The sequence below is a fragment of the Rhizobium sp. GCM10022189 genome (assembly GCF_042656325.1).
In the GTDB taxonomy this organism is placed as follows: Bacteria; Pseudomonadota; Alphaproteobacteria; order Rhizobiales; family Rhizobiaceae; genus Rhizobium.
Genome location: NZ_JBHSOR010000008.1, coordinates 217,858 through 235,495, shown reverse-complemented (window position 1 = coordinate 235,495; position 17,638 = coordinate 217,858). Strand labels below are relative to the sequence as shown.

Annotated in this window: 19 protein-coding genes; 9 read left to right on the top strand and 10 right to left on the bottom strand. The window is 60.5% G+C overall.

Annotated elements, in window-relative coordinates:
- On the top strand, positions 1–1,432 hold a 1,432-nt coding region (locus ACFPWW_RS08800; protein ID WP_417715075.1), incomplete at its 5' end, for a calcium-binding protein.
- 374 nt (positions 1,433–1,806) lie between these two features.
- Here ACFPWW_RS08800 and ACFPWW_RS08795 read toward each other — a convergent pair.
- On the bottom strand, positions 1,807–2,154 hold the full coding sequence (locus ACFPWW_RS08795) for a hypothetical protein (protein WP_377311405.1): 348 nt from the start codon (positions 2,152–2,154) through the stop codon (positions 1,807–1,809).
- 83 nt (positions 2,155–2,237) lie between these two features.
- Positions 2,238–2,945: a helix-turn-helix domain-containing protein gene (locus ACFPWW_RS08790; protein WP_377311404.1), complete on the bottom strand. Its 708-nt coding sequence runs from the start codon at positions 2,943–2,945 to the stop codon at positions 2,238–2,240.
- 158 nt (positions 2,946–3,103) lie between these two features.
- Here ACFPWW_RS08790 and ACFPWW_RS08785 point away from each other — a divergent pair, with 158 nt between their 5' ends.
- Positions 3,104–4,063, top strand: coding sequence for a hypothetical protein (locus ACFPWW_RS08785; RefSeq protein WP_377311403.1), 960 nt, complete (start codon positions 3,104–3,106; stop codon positions 4,061–4,063).
- A 4-nt stretch (positions 4,064–4,067) separates the two neighbouring features.
- Here the strand turns inward: ACFPWW_RS08785 and ACFPWW_RS08780 are convergent, their stop codons facing one another.
- The 3 genes from ACFPWW_RS08780 to ACFPWW_RS08770 form a co-directional block, all read right to left on the bottom strand.
- Positions 4,068–5,813: a hypothetical protein gene (locus ACFPWW_RS08780; protein ID WP_377311402.1), complete on the bottom strand. Its 1,746-nt coding sequence runs from the start codon at positions 5,811–5,813 to the stop codon at positions 4,068–4,070.
- A 94-nt stretch (positions 5,814–5,907) separates the two neighbouring features.
- Positions 5,908–6,573 (bottom strand): response regulator FixJ, encoded by a 666-nt coding sequence (fixJ, locus tag ACFPWW_RS08775; protein ID WP_377311401.1) that lies wholly within the window; start codon positions 6,571–6,573, stop codon positions 5,908–5,910.
- Complete coding sequence (locus ACFPWW_RS08770; RefSeq protein ID WP_377311400.1) at positions 6,539–7,783, bottom strand: ATP-binding protein; 1,245 nt, start codon at positions 7,781–7,783, stop codon at positions 6,539–6,541. The genes fixJ and ACFPWW_RS08770 overlap by 35 nt, the downstream gene beginning before the upstream one ends.
- Before the next feature lie 266 nt (positions 7,784–8,049).
- Here ACFPWW_RS08770 and ACFPWW_RS08765 point away from each other — a divergent pair, with 266 nt between their 5' ends.
- From ACFPWW_RS08765 to ACFPWW_RS08750, 4 genes are all read left to right on the top strand, one after another.
- Entirely contained in the window at positions 8,050–8,205 is a 156-nt protein-coding gene (locus ACFPWW_RS08765; RefSeq protein ID WP_377311399.1) for a hypothetical protein, read from the top strand.
- Between the two features lie 44 nt (positions 8,206–8,249).
- Positions 8,250–9,344 carry a calcium/proton exchanger gene (gene cax / locus ACFPWW_RS08760; protein ID WP_377311398.1) on the top strand — a complete coding sequence of 365 codons (1,095 nt, stop codon included), beginning with the start codon at positions 8,250–8,252 and terminating at the stop codon, positions 9,342–9,344.
- A gap of 90 nt (positions 9,345–9,434) precedes the next feature.
- Entirely contained in the window at positions 9,435–9,740 is a 306-nt protein-coding gene (locus tag ACFPWW_RS08755) for a potassium channel family protein (RefSeq protein WP_377311411.1), read from the top strand.
- A gap of 205 nt (positions 9,741–9,945) precedes the next feature.
- Positions 9,946–10,182: a hypothetical protein gene (locus ACFPWW_RS08750; RefSeq protein ID WP_377311397.1), complete on the top strand. Its 237-nt coding sequence runs from the start codon at positions 9,946–9,948 to the stop codon at positions 10,180–10,182.
- Here the strand turns inward: ACFPWW_RS08750 and ACFPWW_RS08745 are convergent.
- Genes ACFPWW_RS08745 through ACFPWW_RS08730 form a run of 4 tightly spaced genes read right to left on the bottom strand, consistent with a single transcriptional unit; the run spans position 10,164 to position 14,182 of the window.
- Complete coding sequence (locus tag ACFPWW_RS08745; RefSeq protein ID WP_377311396.1) at positions 10,164–11,312, bottom strand: AI-2E family transporter; 1,149 nt, start codon at positions 11,310–11,312, stop codon at positions 10,164–10,166. The two genes, ACFPWW_RS08750 and ACFPWW_RS08745, sit on opposite strands and share 19 nt — an antisense overlap.
- A 32-nt stretch (positions 11,313–11,344) precedes the next feature.
- Positions 11,345–12,187, bottom strand: coding sequence for a polyphosphate kinase 2 (gene ppk2, locus ACFPWW_RS08740; protein ID WP_377311395.1), 843 nt, complete (start codon positions 12,185–12,187; stop codon positions 11,345–11,347).
- Positions 12,188–12,204: 17 nt separating this feature from the next.
- Positions 12,205–13,923: a SulP family inorganic anion transporter gene (locus ACFPWW_RS08735; protein ID WP_377311394.1), complete on the bottom strand. Its 1,719-nt coding sequence runs from the start codon at positions 13,921–13,923 to the stop codon at positions 12,205–12,207.
- Between the two features lie 10 nt (positions 13,924–13,933).
- Entirely contained in the window at positions 13,934–14,182 is a 249-nt protein-coding gene (locus ACFPWW_RS08730) for a hypothetical protein (RefSeq protein ID WP_377311393.1), read from the bottom strand.
- Positions 14,183–14,410: 228 nt separating this feature from the next.
- On the opposite strand from ACFPWW_RS08730, the gene ACFPWW_RS08725 reads away from it, so the two are divergent.
- The 3 genes from ACFPWW_RS08725 to ACFPWW_RS08715 are packed head-to-tail and all read left to right on the top strand — an operon-like array spanning position 14,411 to position 17,125.
- Complete coding sequence (locus ACFPWW_RS08725) at positions 14,411–14,725, top strand: hypothetical protein (RefSeq protein WP_377311392.1); 315 nt, start codon at positions 14,411–14,413, stop codon at positions 14,723–14,725.
- A gap of 41 nt (positions 14,726–14,766) precedes the next feature.
- Positions 14,767–16,158 (top strand): DUF3300 domain-containing protein, encoded by a 1,392-nt coding sequence (locus ACFPWW_RS08720; RefSeq protein WP_377311410.1) that lies wholly within the window; start codon positions 14,767–14,769, stop codon positions 16,156–16,158.
- Between the two features lie 28 nt (positions 16,159–16,186).
- A complete protein-coding gene (locus ACFPWW_RS08715) occupies positions 16,187–17,125 on the top strand; it encodes a DUF2950 family protein (RefSeq protein WP_377311391.1) in 939 nt (312 codons plus the stop codon).
- 4 nt (positions 17,126–17,129) lie between these two features.
- On the opposite strand, the gene ACFPWW_RS08710 is transcribed toward ACFPWW_RS08715, so the two are convergent.
- The gene (locus ACFPWW_RS08710; protein WP_377311390.1) at positions 17,130–17,621 is read right to left on the bottom strand and encodes a CYTH domain-containing protein; all 492 of its coding nucleotides are present in this window, start codon (positions 17,619–17,621) and stop codon (positions 17,130–17,132) included.
- Between the last annotated feature and the right edge of the window lie 17 nt (positions 17,622–17,638).

The window sequence follows — 17,638 nt, the reverse complement described above, 5'->3', positions numbered from 1 at the left end:
CTATGCGCTGACCAACATCGCCAATGTCGAGAACCTGACCTTCACCGGCACCGGCGATTTTGCCGGGACGGGCAATGCCCTGGTCAACACGATCATCGGCGGTGCCGGCAACGACACGCTGGACGGCGGAGCGGGTAACGATACGCTGATCGGCGGTGCCGGCAACGACACCTATGTTGTGGATGCCGCCGGCGACGTGGTCACGGAGGTAGCAGCTGCGGGCACGGATACGGTGAAGACTGCGCTTGCGACCTATTCGATCGCGGCCCTCGCCAATATCGAGAACCTGACCTACACCGGTTCGGCTGCCTTCACGGGCACCGGCAACGCTGCGGCGAATGTGATCACCGGCGGCGCCGGCAACGACACGCTGAATGGCGGCGCCGGCGCCGATACGCTGATCGGTGGGGCGGGCAACGACACCTATATCGTTGACAATGCCGGTGACCTCGTCACCGAAGGTGCCGATGCGGGGATCGATACGGTGAAGGCTGGGTCGGCGACCTATACGCTTGCCGACAATGTCGAGAACCTGACCTATACGGGCACGGTGGCCTTCACCGGAACGGGCAACGACCTTGCCAACACGATTACCGGCGGTGCTGCGGCCGACCGGCTGTCGGGTGGCGACGGCAACGACACGCTGAACGGCGGAGCCGGTGCCGATACGCTGATCGGTGGAGCGGGTGACGATACCTATATCGTGGATGTCGCCGGCGACGTCGTTACCGAAAGTGCCGGTGCAGGCACCGATACGGTCAAGACCGGGCTCGATCGCCTGACACTTGCTGCCAATGTCGAAAACCTCGTCTACACCGGCAGCGGTGGCTTTAATGGCATCGGCAACGCGCTTTCCAATACGATCACAGGAGGTGTCGGCAACGATACGCTGAGTGGTGGAGACGGTAGCGATACGCTGATCGGCGGCAAGGGCAACGACTATTACGTCGTCGACAATGCCGGGGACGCCGTCATCGAAAATGCCGGCGAAGGGATCGACCAGGTGCAGACGTCCCTCGCCAGCTATACGTTGGGAGACAACATCGAAAACTTGAGCTCGGGTGCCACCGGCTTCGAAGCCTTTGTCGGAATAGGCAATGCGCTCGACAATCGGATTGTGGGCAATCTCGCGGGGTCGAATACGCTGACAGGTGGCGCCGGAGACGACGTCCTTATTGGTGGAATAGCCGCGGACTTTTTCGTCTACGAGCCGAATTGGGGGCACGACACGATCATGTCTTTCGAGGTGGCTGGCGGGGCCCATGATACGATCAGGATCGATCACACGATCTTTGCCGACTGGGCATCGCTGCTCGCCTCATCAATCCTGTCGGGCAGCGACACAATCATTACCGCAGATGCGGACAATACTATCACACTGAAGAACGTGACTGTGTCGAGCCTGCAGTCGTCGGACTTCCAGTTTGTATGAGTTCGGTTCGGACCTGCCGACGGGACTTCCTGTCGGGAGGACCGGAATGGAGTTCCGTCGCGTCTGAAAGGAATTGGATGTGCGCGAGGGAGTTTACGCAACCGGGAATGAACCTGTCGACAAACGGGGGTGCGTGATGGTCAAACGCATTCTCGGTTTGAACTCGGAAGAAGGTTGGTGCGCATGCCAGCACTAACGCTTTCCGAGCATGGTGCCGTTTACGTCGCCCAGACCGCCAGGGACGAGGTGATGGCTTTCCAGTGGGTAAATTTCCCGCGAAGCTCGCCAGAACCTTGAAGAATGCGCAAGCGAACCGGGCAATCCCCGATGCAAGGACCAATAATGCGGAATGCCGTCAGAGCAGACGAAAGACGCTAACGCGCCCAATCGCGCGCTTGGCCGGATTCGCGCAGTTCGGCCAAAGTCTTGCCGACACAACTGCCGCCGCCCGTATCGCCGATTGCTTTCGCTCGGCCGTCCAGCGTGATTGTGCCCCCTATACGGTCTGAAGCCACATAGGTCGCCACCCCGTCCTGCGAGATCCGCGACAGGTAAAAGACGTTATAGGTTTGGTTGTATTTGCACTGGATGACCAGGGGAAACTGGTTGAATGGATCATCCTGCGCCTGAACGGCAGGAAAGGGGAAGCCGGCGAGCAACACCAGGCCTGCGAGGAATGTTTTTGCGTATCCGCGTGGTCTCTGGCGGTATATCCGGGCCATCGTTCCGTTCCTTCCTGAAGTTGACCTTCGAAATGAGGGGGCATTGGAGCATTTCCGGCGGGGATCGAATCGCCCGAAATGCTCTATCCCTTTGTTTCCAGGTAATTCCGGACGCAAAACCGTTTCACATTCTTGCTGGAACTACTCTGGACGGTCAGGGCCATCAGTCCGTTGCGGTCAAGGAGGCGAACGCTGCGTTGCAGCCTGCCGTTCAGCCGAAGGATACGTTTTTCGCGGAGCTTCGTGAAACAACGGGCAACAGTTTCGACAGTCAGACCGAGATAGTCGGCAATATCGCTGCGCGACATCATCATATCGAATTCAGCATCTTCCGGATGACGCTCTGCCATTTCGCAGACGAAAGCCGCAACCCGCTTCAGCGCGCTTTGCTCGGTGATGACGAGCTGTTTATGCTGGGCCTTTGCAAGGTTCATGAGCGCGATGTGGAGAAGGTCTACGGGGACGGTCGCGTTTTGGTTGGCCCGAAAGGGTCTGATGGACGTTTCGCAGACGGCTTCGGCAAAATCGGTGCGAATATTACCTGTTTCCAGGCCGAACCATTCGCCCTTGCCGCAAAAGGACAAGATGTATCTCTGGCCGCTGGTAGTCAGGCGGTAGATCCGCACCGCGCCTGCCTCGACCTGGTAGATTGCAAGCGCATGTTCGCCTTCGCTGTAGATTGTTTCGTCGGCCTTGAGCCTGATCGATTGATCCCTTACCGTTTGTCCGACAGCCCGATGGCGGTGCCCCGGCGCTGTCGTGTGTTTTACAATCGCGTGGTCTTGAAGCATTGGCGTCGCCCCCATCCGCGTCGCAGCATATGCAATCGTTGCTTGCCGCGGTATTCGAGATACCCCTTACGTATTGCTACTGAAGCCCGGAACCACGGGCGGGTGTATAAGCCTATGCCCCTTGTTGAGAGCGATACGAAAATATCGGGGAGGTCTCGATGGCATCGGAAGAGGAAGGGGAAAGCCGGGCACTCCAAAACCCCGCTGACGTGCGCATACAACTCGAGCGTATTCTGACGAGCCCGGAATTCCTTGCTCCTGAACGTGGACGGCGCTTCCTGCAATATATCGTCGAGGAAACACTGGAAGGTCGCAGCGAGCGGCTCAAGGCCTATACGATCGCCCAGGCGGTTTTCGGGCGCGACACCTCGTTCGATGCCCAGAATGATCCGGTTGTCCGTATCGAGGCGGGGCGCATCCGTCGTGCGCTCGAACGCTACTACCTCGTCAGCGGAAGCTGCGATCCTATTCGCATCACTATTCCCAAGGGGAGATACTCGCCGCATTTCTCAGATTTTGAGGGCAGCCCGAATGGGGACGAAGCGGCAAATTTGCGGGATTCTGCAAATCAGCGGCGCAATGCCGAACGCGCGATCAGCTGGCGCAATCTTCTGCTGCCGATCGGCCTGCCTGCGCTGTTCGGCACCATAGCTGTCCTTGCTCTCATTCGTCCGCTCGAGACCTATCTCTCGCCGCCAAAGCCCCCGCCACCCCCGGCCACCGCGACTTCTCAGAACAGACCCAAGGTTATCGTGGAACCCTTCGCGGCTCTTGGTGGCGCCGCAGAAGGGTCGGACTTCGCTAAAGGGCTGGTCGATCAGTTGATCGCGAAGCTCATGAAGGCAGAGCGCTTCGTCGTGCTTGCACCGGGTCGATTCGACACCGCTACGACCGGCATGCAATACAGCCTTCAGGGGAGTGCGCTGACCGAAGGTACGGTCCTCCATCTGCATGTCCGCCTGATAAGCGGCGCCGATGGTACGGTTATCTGGGCAAACCAATATGATCGCGACCTGCGCGGTCAGGCCATGCTCGATGTCGAAGAGGAGATCGCCACCCAAATCGCGATGGAGATAGCGAATAACCGCAAACTGAACGGCACAGGCTCCGAGCCATAGCGGTCTATCTTGCCGCAATGGCCAGGCCAGAGGCGCGCAGCCCGTTCAGGAAGCGCTCCTGATCCTCCTGCCGCTGCAGGCGCAGAGCGACTTCCTTGCGGACATTGGCCAACAGTGCCGGCGCGTGGAGGCTCAGCCAATCCTCTTCCCGCCTGGCTTCGTCCGTCTTTCCAGCTGATCCGAGGATAGACATCAGCACAAGGCGGTGCATCGGGTTGGAGTCGAGATCGGATTTTCGCGACCACCGCTCCGCCTCTTCGACATTTCCCTTCATGAACGCACATAGCGCCATGCCGACCTCGTAATAACCCTCGGGGCCGATACCCCTGTTCAACGCGATCGACAGCAGTTCGCAGCCGGATTGCCATTTTCCCGACATTGCCAACCGGAAGCCATATTCACCGGCGACTTCCACATCATCGGGATTTGCCGCATAGGCTGCAGCTCCGGCCTTCAGAGCCTTGTCGATATCCCCTCTGTAGAAGCTTACCATCATCAGGGCCTGCAATACGCGGGGATTGCCCGGCGCAAGCCCTGCCGCCCGCTGTACCGCCGCCGTTGCCTGTTCGAGCGACGGGGCCGAAGGGGCGGTGCCAAGCTTATGGCGAAACCGCAGCTCATCGAGGTAAACCACGGACAACAGAGCCCAGGACAGGGCGTTGTCGGGAAAACGCCGGGTCGCCTGCTGCAGGCATTCGCGCACGGCGCCGTGGCTTTGCGTGGTCATGCTCTGGCGGTAGCTGTAATAGGCGAGCGTGCAGGCATAGGCGCCCTGATCGCCTGTCCGTGCAGGTTCGGCGGCTGTATCCGTGTCGATCTGAAAGATGGCGCCATGGGGTTGCGTGATCGCATTGGCGATTTGCCTGGCGATATTGCCCTGGATCGCAAGCTTGTTCTCGGCGCTGAGATCGGCATCGAAATTGTTGGCCCAGACGATAACCCCGTCCGACTGGCGTACAAGCCTGGCTGCGGTGCGCAGTCTGCTGCCGTCGAGCTGGACATTTCCCTGCAACACCAGGTCGCCCCCGGCCCCGGTGTGCAGCGGATCGGCGACCACGACAATGTCGTCGGACTGGGCAAGTTGACCGATAACGTCGTCGCGCACACCACGAGCTATATCCAAGCCGGTATCGGCGAGGTCGCTCTCGGAAAAAAATTCGACGATAACTTTCGGCAGGGAAGCTGCTGCCGGCAATGGACCGGTCGGTCCATCTCGTTCGGCAGAGAGCGCAAATGCAAGAACGGCTATCACGCCGATGCCCAGGCCGAGAAGACTCAGCCGCACCGGGCGCCACGCTCGCGCAGCAAGCGGGCGGTCTCGATGCGCCGGTTCCGTCGCCCGCGATGTTTCCTCGCCAATCGCTGCCAGCGGAGGCGGCAGATCTCGGGCATATTCGAAATGCGGCACATAGCCACCCTTGGGGACGGTGATGATGACCATATCCGCCTGGCCCGCGACGAGATAGTAGCGCTCGAGCGCCTTTCTTATCCGGCCGGCCTCGATCCGCACGACCGGATCGTTTTGCGGATCGAACGACGCTTCCCGGCCGAAAACGATATTTGCGATCGTGAAAGCCTTCAGGAAATCGGAACGGCCGGCAAGCGTCTCATTGACGACAAACTCCAGGAAGTTCCGCCCGCGCTTGGGCGCATGGAACTCCTCGCTGCCGAGAATCCGTTCAACCTGCCGGCAAATTTCATCTGCCGTCGGTCCAAAACTATTGAAAACATTGATATTTGCGCTTCTCATAATCGTCCCTACGACAAGATCACGCAATTATTTAAGCTAGTCCTAACACATCATATCCCACAAGCCGGTGGTTGCAAGGCTTGCTTTAGGTATGTCAAATATAGGCTGGCCATACATTGGCAGGCGACGTATTCGCAGGCTCAAGCGGTTGCGCAGTCACGTCGATGGCGATGGTCATTCGCATGAGCTCGGCCAGATTTCGCGCACCCATCTTGGCCATGACGTTGGCGCGGTGGACCTCTACCGTACGGGCGCTGATGCCGAGATGATAGGCGATCATCTTGTTCTGCAGGCCCTCGAGAACGCCGGTCAGAACCTGGCGTTCGCGCTCCGTGAGCTGACGAAGCCGGGCCGCGACATGCTCGCAATCGGTGCTGGGCCTGTCGATCCGCCCGTGTTCCATCGCTGCTTTGATGGCCGAGATCAGCGCTGCTTCCTTCAGCGGTTTTTCCAGAAAATCAGATGCTCCGGCCTTCATCGCCTGAACGGCCGCGGCTATATCGCCCTGGCCGGTGATGACGATCGCGGGCACGGCCGGGTTGAGACGCCTCAGCCGCCGAAGCAATTCGATGCCGTCGATATCGGGCATGCACAAGTCCGTGACAAGACAGGTTCGGCCCGAAAGTGGCAGGAGTTCCAGAAAGGCCTTCGCGCAGCTGTGGGCACGAACGGCAAAACCCGCCGATACGAGCAGAAACGTCAGAGATCGACGGAGCGACTCTTCGTCATCGACGAGATGGATCGTAAGGTCGTTCGCCATTGATTGTGGCCTCCGCCAGCGGAAGTGAAAAGGAGAGGATTGAGCCGCCCTGTATTGCCTTATGCGCAGCTATGCGACCGCCATGCGCTTCGATGATGCGCTTGGACAGTGCCAGACCCATGCCGAGGCCGTGTGGCTTGCTGGTTACGAAGGGGCGAAACAGCGCCTCCTCGATGTCGGCAGCAATTCCGCAGCCGTTGTCCGACACTTCGACAACCAGATGCGAGAAATCGTCGGTTCTGGTGCGGATCACGATAGCTGGCTGCTCGACACCGTCGGTTGCCTCCATGGCGTTGCGGAAAAGGTTCGTCAGGACTTGGACAATCTGAACGCGGTCTGCGAGCACGGTGTCACGCTCTGCTGTGAGCTGCAGATCGGGGCAGGCGTTTTTCCGGGATGATCCGGCGAGGGAAAGCGCCACCGCTTCGCGGACCAACGCGTGAACCGCCTCCAGCTGCCTGTCGCCGGCGCCGCGCTTTGCGAATTCCCGGATGTTCCGGACGAGCGCTCCCGCCCACAAGGCATGCTGCGCAATTTCGGACAAGGCCTCACGAAGCTTCTCGTCGTGCCGACGGCGATCATCGGTCATAAGGCGGCCGCAGCCTTCGGAGTAAGCGACGATGGAGGATAGCGGCTGGGACAGTTCATGAGCCAGTGTCGCAGTCATCTCCCCGAGCGCCGCTATTCTTGCGAGATGTGCCAATTCGCATTGCAGCTCCCGAATTTGACTCAATGTTTCGCGTTCTGTCCGAAAGTCCTCGAAGATCGCCGCCGTAAAGCCTTCCCTTTCGCCGGGTTTGTGGATGATTGTCAGGGCAGCTGGAAATCGAACGCCGCTCTTGGTCGTTGCGAGGCCGGCCCGAACCGCGCCCTGGTCCGCCCAACGTGCCTTGAGCTGAACATCCGGCGTCGAGGACCAGACGGTGTCGATCTTATGGTCAAGCAATTCGTTTTCTTCATAGCCGAACAAGGCCACGGCAGCTCTGTTGCAGGCCGAAATTCTGTTGTTTTCGGTCATGATGAACACTGCATCCGGCATGTGCCGATAGAGTTGTCGCATCCAGCTTGTCTCTGGCCAGTTCTCTTCGGACAACGCGTGTGCCGGTTTGCGGCGTGCCGATGGCGATCCGATGAGCGAGGTCCGCCTCCCCAGGCCGGAGATCACGGAACTGTATTCGGCAATATGCGGCGTCTCCATCCTGGTGGACATGATGGCCTTCTCCGCCACTTGAGAGATGTTGGTGTTTCGACTGCCCTTTTCTCTCGACAATGACGAGAATCTACCACCTTTGGACCGGGCATCGATGTAGTATCGCGTAGACTCTATTGGTCTTTTTCTACAAGCCGACCAGCGAAGGCCTGCCAAGCGGGCACGCCCGGTCGGCCGCATTTCCATTGATCCGTCTCAATGCCTCCGGCTCCTTGTTGCGCTACTCTGATATTCGCTGGCGGCAGGTTGTTCGAGGGAGCCGGAAGATGACGACGTTTGCCCCTGCAATCGCTGTTGCAGCCGCTGCGTCGATCGTGACGCCCGTCGGCGCCCAGGAGACCCGCAACGAATTCAGGCGCATGAACCGGGCCGAAAACCTGCCCGGGCACATCAGGACCTATCACAACAAGCCCGCCGCGTGATGAGGCAACAGGCTGCGGATTCAGGCGCCGGACGGGAGCGAGGGTTGAGCCTCCTTTGGAAAGAGATTCGTGACAACCCCATGCTCTGGCTGCTTGTCGCAGTGCCGGTGGTCTTCGTCGCCGCGCGCGTTGCCCCCGAGGCGCATACGGTGCTCTTCATTCTGTCGGTGCTTGCCGTGATACCCTTGGCCGGCCTCCTCAGCCACGCGACCGAATCCGTTGCGGCAAAAACGGGCGATGCTGCCGGCGGTTTGCTCAACGCCACGCTCGGGAACCTGACGGAACTGGTGATAGCGCTGACCGCCCTGCATGCCGGACAATATACTTTGGTAAAATCGTCCGTTGCCGGCGCGATCGTCACGAATACGCTGTTCATGCTGGGGGCATCGTTTCTCCTCGGCGGCCTCAAATATCACAGTCAGGAATTCAACCGGGCCAATGCGCGCCTTCAGGCAGGCCTGCTCTTCCTCGCGACGATCGGCCTGCTGATGCCGTCGGCGGTCGCCTCGATGGATTCAACGTCGGCGAGCGCAGTCATCCAGAAACTCAGCTTCGGCCTGGCGATCCTGCTGATCGTCGGCTACGGGCTGGGGCTGTTGTTCACGCTCAAGACGCATCGCGAGTTCTTTGCCGCAGCCGAGCACGCTGAGGCGGACGAACAGCCGTGGCCGATCGGCATGGCTTTATCCACACTTGCCGGCGTTACGATACTTGTCGCGCTGGTCAGCGAGATCTTCGTCGAGTCCGTGCAGGAGGCGGCCGAAGTCTTCGGGATGACGCCCGCCTTTGTCGGCTTCATCGTCGTCGCGCTGGTTGGCGGCGCGGCCGAAATGGCTTCCGCCTTCTCCGGTGCGCGCAAGAACCGCCTCGACCTGAGCGTGGGCATTGCGCTCGGAAGCGCATCGCAGATCGCGTTGTTCGTCGCTCCCGTGCTGGTCTTGTTGAGCTATGTGATCGGTCCGACACCCATGGATCTGCAGTTTTCGCCGGGCGTCGTGGTCATGGTTTTCCTGGCGACCATTACGGCGATGTTCGTCACCAATAGCGGGCGTTCGGCATGGTTCGTCGGCATGCTGGTGCTGATGGTCTATATGATCTTTGCCACGACCCTATATGTTTTGCCCGAGCGGGCCCTGTGAGGCAGATTGCGCAGAGGGTCAGGCCGACCTGAACCTGGGAAGGTCGAAAACGTGCCGATGAAATCTGGCCATAAATTGACCCACAGGCAAATGCGGCGTCTGTTCTTCGTCGCGCTCGCAAGGCAGATTGGTGTGATCTGGCCGATCCTGTCCGGGATCGTCTCTGTGATGATCCTATCCGGGCTTGTAATCTGGCACATCGAAGGCTGGCGGATCGACGAAGCTCTCTATTTCACTTTCGTCACGGGCCTGACCATCGGCTACGGCGATCTTACCCCCAAACATGTTTCATCGCGGATATTGTCGTTGGTCATCGGCTTTGCAGGCATTGTGCTGACCGGCATCGTCGCTGCCGTCACCGTCAAAGCCCTGAATTCCGCCGATTGGGAGTCCTGACGTCCCGCATCGGATCGGCTGCCTGGATGCCAGCGAGAGCGCCGGCCCGTCGCTCTTGCCCCCTGGATCGAGCAATTGAATGTCGTGCGACGTGATCCGACCGAGCCGTCCCTGCGAATGATATTGGAGATGAGGATCGGGAACGAACGGCGTTCCGTCGAGTTTGGATGATTGACGGGTTCGCGCAGATGATCGGAGCTACGCCATGAGCAGAGAGCGTGGGCGAAGGAAATTGATGCTCCGGCTTCCCGATATCCGTCATCGTCTCGTTGGCATGACGAACGAGACGCTGGGTGAGATGTTTGAGGCCTACGACCTTGCCGTCGACGCACTGGATCGGTTCCGAAATCAGCAGCCGCGAGAAGACAGGCTGATCGCCGAATATGAACAGCTCTGCCTGGAAATAGAGCGGGAAATTGTCGTCTACTGTAGCGACCGCTGAACCTGTCCGTCGAACCCGGCAGCGGGATGATCGTTCCCGCTTGCCGTCGTTCCGGGCCAGGCCCAGGCCCGCAGCAATTCGTAAAAGACGCTGAGGACCACGGGTCCCAGAAACAGGCCGAGAAGCCCGTGAGAGAGCGTGCCGCCGATGACCCCGATCAGGATGACGGGCATCGGGGTCGAGAGGCCACGTGCCATCAGCACGGGCTTCAGGACATTGTCGACGACCGTGATCGGTATGGCGAGGCAGGTAAAGAGGAAGGCGGTGGCAGACGGCCAGGAGAACCATGCCCATATGATCATGGGCAGAAGCACCAGCGCCGGTCCCAGCTGCATCACGCAGAGCATGAAGACGGCGAAGGTCAGTGCGCCGCGTGCTGGAATGTCGAAGAAGGCAAAGCACAGGCCGCAAAGCAGGGTCTGAAGGAACGCGACGCCGATGACGCCGCGCGAGACATTCCGCACCGTGGCTCCGGCAAGCCGCGCAAAGCCAATACCTTTTTCGCCGGCAATACGGCTTGCCAGCACCTGTATCGCCGCCGCCAGACGTGTGGCTCGTGTGAGAAACAGGCCGGAAAGAATGGTGGAGACGACAAAGCTCAGCACGCCGCCGCCGATCGAGGCGAGCTTCGTGACGACGACGCCCGTGACCTCGCGAATGGGAGCCTGAAACTTGATGATGGTCGAGGCGAGATCGCCTGCTATCTTGTTCCATGCGTCGTCGATACGCTCTCCGATGACCGGCCACTCCTTGATGGCGGCCGGTGCGGCGGGCAGTGCAATATTCTCCGCCATCAGCTTTTCGATCAGCGTCTGCGCGGCATCGGCAAAATTGACCGCCACGAGGGCCAGCGGCGCGATGATAAGGATGAGGCAGCCGACGACAACGATGACGGCCGCAATAACCGGCCTGTTTCCGATCAGCCGCGAGAGCGCCTCGAACATCGGAAACAGTGCCACGGTGAGGATCGCCGACCAGATGACGATCAGCGCGAATGGCGCAATGAGTACCATGGTCCAGTAGGCGAAAAGCCCGATAATGCCCAGCCGGACAAGATCGCTGACCCTTGCCTCTATCGAAATCTGGCCGGCCTCGGTTTTCGGCGCCGGTGTCTCGGTCGTCTGTTCCATGTGGCCATCCGCCATGTGTCAGGCGGCTCCGCCTACGGCGTTGTGTCGGGCACGATGTGGCGGATGCTGCGATCCTCCATGAAGTCGGCCGGCCGCTTCTGGCGTTTGCCGAGATCGGGCTCGTCAAATTTCAGCCGCTCGTAGGGGATGGACTGCAGGATGTGCGAGATGCAGTTGATCCGCGCGCGTTTCTTGTCGTCCGAGGGTACGATCCACCACGGAGCGTGATTGGTGTCGGTCATCCGCAGCATCTCGTCATAGGCACGCGTATAGTCCCACCAGCGCTGGTAGGATTCGACGTCCATCGGGCTCAGCTTCCACTGCCGCAGCGGGTCGTTGATCCGGCGCCGGAAGCGACGTTCCTGCTCTTCCTCGCTGACGGTCAGGAAGTATTTGAGCAGGATGACGCCGCTTTCGACGATGGCTGCCTCAAAGCGGGGGGCAAGCTCAAGAAAACGCTGTGCTTTCTTCTCGCTGCAGAAGCCCATGACGCGGTCCACGCCGGCGCGGTTGTACCAGCTGCGGTCGAATATCACGACTTCGCCGGCAGCCGGCAGGTGGGCAATGTAGCGCTGCATGTAGATCTGCGATTTTTCGCGCTCGGTCGGCGCAGGCAGCGCCACGACGCGGAAGACACGCGGACTGACCCTCTCGGTTATCCGCTTGATCATGCCGCCCTTTCCGGCGGCGTCACGTCCCTCGAAGACGATGACGATCCTTGCGCCGGATTTCTTCACCCAGGCTTGCAGATGGGCAAGCTCCACCTGCAGCCGCCCGATTTCCTTATCGTAATCCCACGGCTTCTTTTTCTTTTTGTCCTTGCCGCCGCGGCTTGCCTCACCCTCGGCCTGCTTCAGCTCGTAATTCTCGTCCATGGCTCTGCCTCCTCCTGTCACTCAGATGCATTGTTTGCCGGCGCGGCATTGCCGATCTGGTCGATATCGCCAATCAGCGTCCGCAAGGCTTCCTCTCTGCCGTTGAAAAGATTGTGGGCGCCGATTGCCTTGATGACGCCGGCGCGTTCGAGCACGCCGCGGCTTTCTTCGCTGAGATCGGCGATTGCGAAAATGACATGCCGTTTGGCAAGGATCTCGGCAACGGCCTCGAGGGCGGTTGCGCCGGTGCTGTCGACATGTGTGATGGCGCTTGCATCCAGCACCAGGCATCTGGTTTCGGCGGGAAGCGCCCTTGCCGTCGAGATGAGCCGCGTGCGCACGTAATCGGCGTTGTAAAACAGGATGTTGCCCTGGATCGCGAAGACGGCCGCACGCGCAACGGGGCGAGCTTCCGGGAACCGTTGAAGGTCGAAGAAACCGTGTCGCCCTTCGATGCGGCCAAGAAGGCCGTCACGCGGAAACATCGTCTGGCGCAGCAGATAGGCGAAGGTTGCCGCAACCGCGACGATGACTCCGTTGAGGACGCCGAAGCTGATTGCGCCCCACATGGCGATCAGCGCGAAGAGAAATTCCATGCGGCTGATGTGCCAGATTTTCTTCAGTTCGTTGACGTCAATGAGGCTGATGGCCGCCGCTGCCAGGATCGCGGCAAGTGCGGGGATCGGAAGGATGCGCAGCGCAGCGTGAAGAAAAACCAGGGCGGCGACCAGGGCGGCGGCCGACACCAATCCTGCAACCTGCGAAACGCCCCCCGTCGACAGGTTTATGGCCGTTCGGGAATCCGATACGCTGACCGGAAACGAACCGAAGAGTCCGGGCGCGATATTGGCGGCGCCGAGCCCGATCAGTTCCTGATTGGCATCGACCTCTTCGCCGGTTCGCGAGCCGAAGCTGCGTGCCGCTACGATGCCGGCGCCAAAGCTCACGAGGAAGATCGCCGCGGAACCGGCGGCGATCTTGTCGAGCGGCATCTGATGGAAAGCGGGCAGGGAGAGCGAGGGAAGCCCGCGCGGGATATCGCCGACCACTGCTATGCCCTGGCCCCGAAAGTCGAAGATCGCAGACAGGGCGACGGAGACGACGACGACCAGCACCGGACCCGGAATCTTGAAGCGAAAGGCCCGGACGAGCCAGAGCAGGGCGAACATGGCGAGGCCGAGGATGAGCGAGGGCATGTGGATCATGCCGCTTTTGGCAAGGATTTCGACGACGGGTTGGACCAGTCCGTCGGATTCGATCTTCACGCCTGTGAAACGGCCGATCTGGCCGACCAGGATCGAGAGCGAGACGCCGGCGAAGAAGCCGACCAGAATTGGGCGGGACAGGAAGTTCGCGAGAACGCCGAGCTTCAGCAATTTTGCGGCGATATAACAGATGCCGACCCCGAGGGCGAGAGCGGCCGCGATGGCGACGCGGTCGTTGCCGGCGGCAGGATCGGCGGCGACGATAGCGCCCATCGCGGCCGCAAGCACGGTCATCGTCGCAGCGTCAGGCCCGACGATCAGCAGCCGTGACGGCCCGAAAATCGCATAGGCGATCGGTGCGACGATGCTGGCATAGATACCGGTCTCCGGCGGCAGGCCGGCGATAGCGGGATAAGCAATGGCGCTCGGCAGGCCGACTGCGGCGATCGACAGCCCCGCGGGGATGTCGCTGCGGAGCCAGCTCCTGTTGAAACCGGTCAAGCCTCGCAACATCGGAAGACTGCCTATCACCGCTCCCTCCTTATGCTTTCACCATGAGCCCCATTGCGTTTTGCCGTCGCTTGCGTCGATGCAGACGCCGCCGCCGCGATCGCGATAGATTGCGGCCTCGATCAGCAGCGTAAAACAGCATGACGACGACAAAGATCAGCACGCCCAGGGTAAAACCGTCGAGAAACACAGCCGCGCCCTTCCGGCCGGTCCGGACAAGCCGTTCGATCGCTATCAGCGCGGAATAGTAGGCTTGTTTTGGCTCCGATGCCCGTAGCATCGCGTAGTCTCTATCGCGCTATCGCGGGCATATCCGTTGCGCGGGATTGCCTCTGTAGCAGGGCAAGGAGGCGGGACCGGCCAGAGGACTGCCATTCCAGCCCCTACACCCGGAATCCACGTGAGTTTTGGAAGCCGGCTAACGTATGATCGCGTATTTTACGTCTCCCGCCGATCCGCTTGTTATATAATTTCCTCATCTGCTTAGCGCAGTTTGACAACGGGGGGGATGATGTCGGGAGAGCAAGGTTCGACACTCCTGTCCGCCCTTGAGACGGCAGAGACCTATTTCCCCGACCAGAAGCGGCTGGTGCAGCGGCTTTTTTATGTGAGTGAGCCCTTTCACAGCATGTGTGAGGATCTGGTTGCCGCCGCGGAGGCCCTGGCACATGTCGAGCGGTTGCCGGAAGCAATTCGGGACGCACGCCAGCTGGAATATGCGGGTCTCGTCGACGCACTGCTGAAAGAGATGGGGGAGGCGATCGCCCAATCGAAAATCGTCGTGCTCAGGCAGTCTCCGCGGACCGGCCCGAAATCTCCCTGAGCGCAGCTGCCATTCAATGACCCAAGGGAGGTCCATGCGTGATGAAAGCAATTTCCCGCAAACTGCTTGGGGGATTCTCGGTGCTGGCAATCATTGTATTGCAGCCTGCCCTTCCGGCGCGAGCCCAGGTTCCCATTCCGGCACCGGCACCGGCACCCGCACAGACGAGTGCCGGCGAGCCGGCGGCAACGCTTCTATCCGATGACGAGCTCGAAGTGCTCGTGGCGCGCATCGCGCTCTATCCCGACGAGCTCGTTGCGGCAATTTCAGCGGCATCGCTCTTTCCCCTTCAGGTCGTTGAGGCACAGCGCTTCCTGGAGGCGAAAAAGAAGGATTCCGATCTCAAGCCCAAGAGCGATTGGGACGGCAGCGTCGTTTCCCTGCTGAACTACCCGGATATCGTCAAGATGATGAGCGAGGACCTCGACTGGACCCAATCGCTCGCCGACGCGCTCACCAACCAGCAGAAGGACGTCCTGATCGCCATCCAGCAGCTTCGCGACGAAGCGGTGGAAAAGAATATCATCAAGACGGACGACAAGGTGACGGTCGTCACCGAGAACGACAACATCATCATCCGGCCGACCGATCCGGAAAAGATCTATATCCCGCAATATCCGCCGGAAATGCTTTATGAGCCCGGTTATGCGTCAGAGCCGATCTCCTATTATCCCGATTATTACGACAGCTATTATTACCCCGGCGCAACCTTCTTTGCCGCTGCTGTGACCGGGCTTGCCTGGGCCGCCATCGTCAACTGGGATGACTGGGGTGTCTGGGGCGGCCGCTGGGACGGCGATATCGACATCGACTGCAACAATTGCCTGAACGATCGCGATTTCAACGGAAAGCTGAAGTGGAACGACGTCGACTGGAGCAATGTCGACCGCAGCAAATTGAGCATCGGCAAGGACCAGCTTTCGAAGCTGGACCGGTCGGCGATCAAATCCGGCCTGCAGGCCGACAATCGCAACCAGTTGCGCAACAGGGCCAAGGATATCCAGGCGAGCCAGAGGCCCGGCAATCGCGCCAATTCGGCGCGCGCGGACGACATCCGCAAGAGCACGGCGCAAGGCCTGAAGGACAGGCCGCAGGCAAACAGGCCGACAGCGGCAAACAGGCCAACGGCGGCCAATCGGCCGGCCGCATCCCGGCCCGAGGCGCGTCCTCAGAAGGCAGCGAACCGCCCGTCCAAGCCAGCGCAGAAGTCCGCCGTGAAGCGGTCTAGCAAACCTCAGATGGCCGCCAGAGCGGACAATCGCGGACGCCAGCCAAGCGCGCTCGGCAATGTCCAGTCCGGTCGCCGTGAGGCTGTCGCCTCGAAACGGGGAGCGCAGAGCATGGGCGCCCATCGCCAGTCGGCTCGTCCCGTCCAGCACCGGCCGCGCCCGTCCGGAGGAGGGGGGCGCGGTGGTGGCGGCAGACGGCGATGAGGTCTTTTCAAGTTCAGGGAGTTACATCATGAGACGTCAACCGACGGTAATTCCGCTTGTGTTTGCGGCAGTGCTTTGTGCAATGCCGGTTGTGCCGGCGCTTTCGCAAGCGCAGACCGATCTTGCCGAATACAGGGCGGCAACGTCCTCACCGAAATTCGACAGTCCGCAGCTTGCGCTCGACAAACTGAAATCGGTGCTGGGTTCCGGCAATATCGACGATCTCGCCACCCTGCTCGGCCTCAGGGCGGACAGGCTGCGTGCCAGCAACGAGGCGATGACCGCCTACGGATTGATCCGCGAGGGTGCCGAACGGCAGGCGGTTTTGCGGGATTTCGACGGCGCAACGATCGTGGCGATCGGAGATCGGCTCTGGCCGCTGCCTTTTCCCCTGACCGAGGACAAGGACGGCAAATGGTCCTTTGACACCGAGCGCGGCCTCGAAGAGATCGTCAATCGCCGCATCGGCGAAAACGAACTCGCCACCATCGACACGATGCATGAATATGTGGCTGCACAGTACCAATATGCGTCCGCCGATCGCGACGGCGACGGCATCTACGAGTTCGCCAGGAAACTGATCAGCAGTCCGGGCAAGCTCGACGGCCTGTACTGGGAGCCGAACGTCTATCCCGAGGAAAGCCCGGCAAGCGCGCTGGTCGAGACGGCCGCCTTTGGGGCGGCCAAACGTGGCGAGGGCTATTTCGGCTATCGCTACCGGATTCTGACATCCCAGGGAGACAATGTGCTCGGCGGCAAGCAAAGTTATGTCGTCAACGGCTACATGACCGGCGGCTTTGCGCTGATCGCCTGGCCGGTCAAATATCGAGTGACCGGCGTTCAGACGTTCATGGTCAATGGCATGAGCGTTATCTACCAGCGTGATCTCGGACCGGAAACGGAGGCACGCGCGGCGGCGATCAAGGATTTCAATCCGGATGCCAGCTGGACCGTGGTAAGCGAATAGGATTTCAGCCGCCGGCGTCCCGCAGCGCCGGCGATGCGCACAGGGCAGCCGCCATTGCGCGGTTCGAATAGCGCCTCTTGCCAGTGACCTCGCGCCCCAGCCATTGCGGCAGGTCCGGCTGCTCGTCTTCGCTCGCCATTTCGATCTCGGCGAGCGTCAGCCCCTCGTAGGCGCCGGCAAAGACATCCACATCCCAGCTCCTGCCGTCATGGAGAACGCGGTAGCGGGTCTTTTCAATGACATGGCCGGCCGCATGCAGCAGCAGGTCGCGGGCCTCATCGACCGGAATCGCATACTCGAATTCCTCCCGGGCAAGGCCTGGCCTGCGGATTTTGATCGTCAGGCGCGCAGAGCGCCCGTCAATCAGGCGAACGCGTATGGAGTTCTGATCCCCGTCGCAAAGATAGGCTTGTCGGAGGACGTTCGGCGTGCCGGCGTTTGCGCGCCATCCGTCGTTGCGGACGAGGAACTTTCGCTCGATCTCCGTCGCTTTCAATTCGGTACTCCTTCGCT

What these genes read in the sequence shown, in the direction of transcription:
- ACFPWW_RS08795 (WP_377311405.1), bottom strand. Translation starts at nt 2,154, where the DNA reads ATGGCCCGGATATACCGCCAGAGACCACGCGGATACGCAAAAACATTC.
- ACFPWW_RS08790 (WP_377311404.1), bottom strand. Translation starts at nt 2,945, where the DNA reads ATGCTTCAAGACCACGCGATTGTAAAACACACGACAGCGCCGGGGCAC.
- ACFPWW_RS08785 (WP_377311403.1), top strand. Translation starts at nt 3,104, where the DNA reads ATGGCATCGGAAGAGGAAGGGGAAAGCCGGGCACTCCAAAACCCCGCT.
- ACFPWW_RS08780 (WP_377311402.1), bottom strand. Translation starts at nt 5,813, where the DNA reads ATGAGAAGCGCAAATATCAATGTTTTCAATAGTTTTGGACCGACGGCA.
- fixJ (WP_377311401.1), bottom strand. Translation starts at nt 6,573, where the DNA reads ATGGCGAACGACCTTACGATCCATCTCGTCGATGACGAAGAGTCGCTC.
- ACFPWW_RS08770 (WP_377311400.1), bottom strand. Translation starts at nt 7,783, where the DNA reads ATGTCCACCAGGATGGAGACGCCGCATATTGCCGAATACAGTTCCGTG.
- ACFPWW_RS08765 (WP_377311399.1), top strand. Translation starts at nt 8,050, where the DNA reads ATGACGACGTTTGCCCCTGCAATCGCTGTTGCAGCCGCTGCGTCGATC.
- ACFPWW_RS08755 (WP_377311411.1), top strand. Translation starts at nt 9,435, where the DNA reads ATGCGGCGTCTGTTCTTCGTCGCGCTCGCAAGGCAGATTGGTGTGATC.
- ACFPWW_RS08750 (WP_377311397.1), top strand. Translation starts at nt 9,946, where the DNA reads ATGAGCAGAGAGCGTGGGCGAAGGAAATTGATGCTCCGGCTTCCCGAT.
- ACFPWW_RS08745 (WP_377311396.1), bottom strand. Translation starts at nt 11,312, where the DNA reads ATGGAACAGACGACCGAGACACCGGCGCCGAAAACCGAGGCCGGCCAG.
- ppk2 (WP_377311395.1), bottom strand. Translation starts at nt 12,187, where the DNA reads ATGGACGAGAATTACGAGCTGAAGCAGGCCGAGGGTGAGGCAAGCCGC.
- ACFPWW_RS08730 (WP_377311393.1), bottom strand. Translation starts at nt 14,182, where the DNA reads ATGCTACGGGCATCGGAGCCAAAACAAGCCTACTATTCCGCGCTGATA.
- ACFPWW_RS08725 (WP_377311392.1), top strand. Translation starts at nt 14,411, where the DNA reads ATGATGTCGGGAGAGCAAGGTTCGACACTCCTGTCCGCCCTTGAGACG.
- ACFPWW_RS08720 (WP_377311410.1), top strand. Translation starts at nt 14,767, where the DNA reads ATGAAAGCAATTTCCCGCAAACTGCTTGGGGGATTCTCGGTGCTGGCA.
- ACFPWW_RS08715 (WP_377311391.1), top strand. Translation starts at nt 16,187, where the DNA reads ATGAGACGTCAACCGACGGTAATTCCGCTTGTGTTTGCGGCAGTGCTT.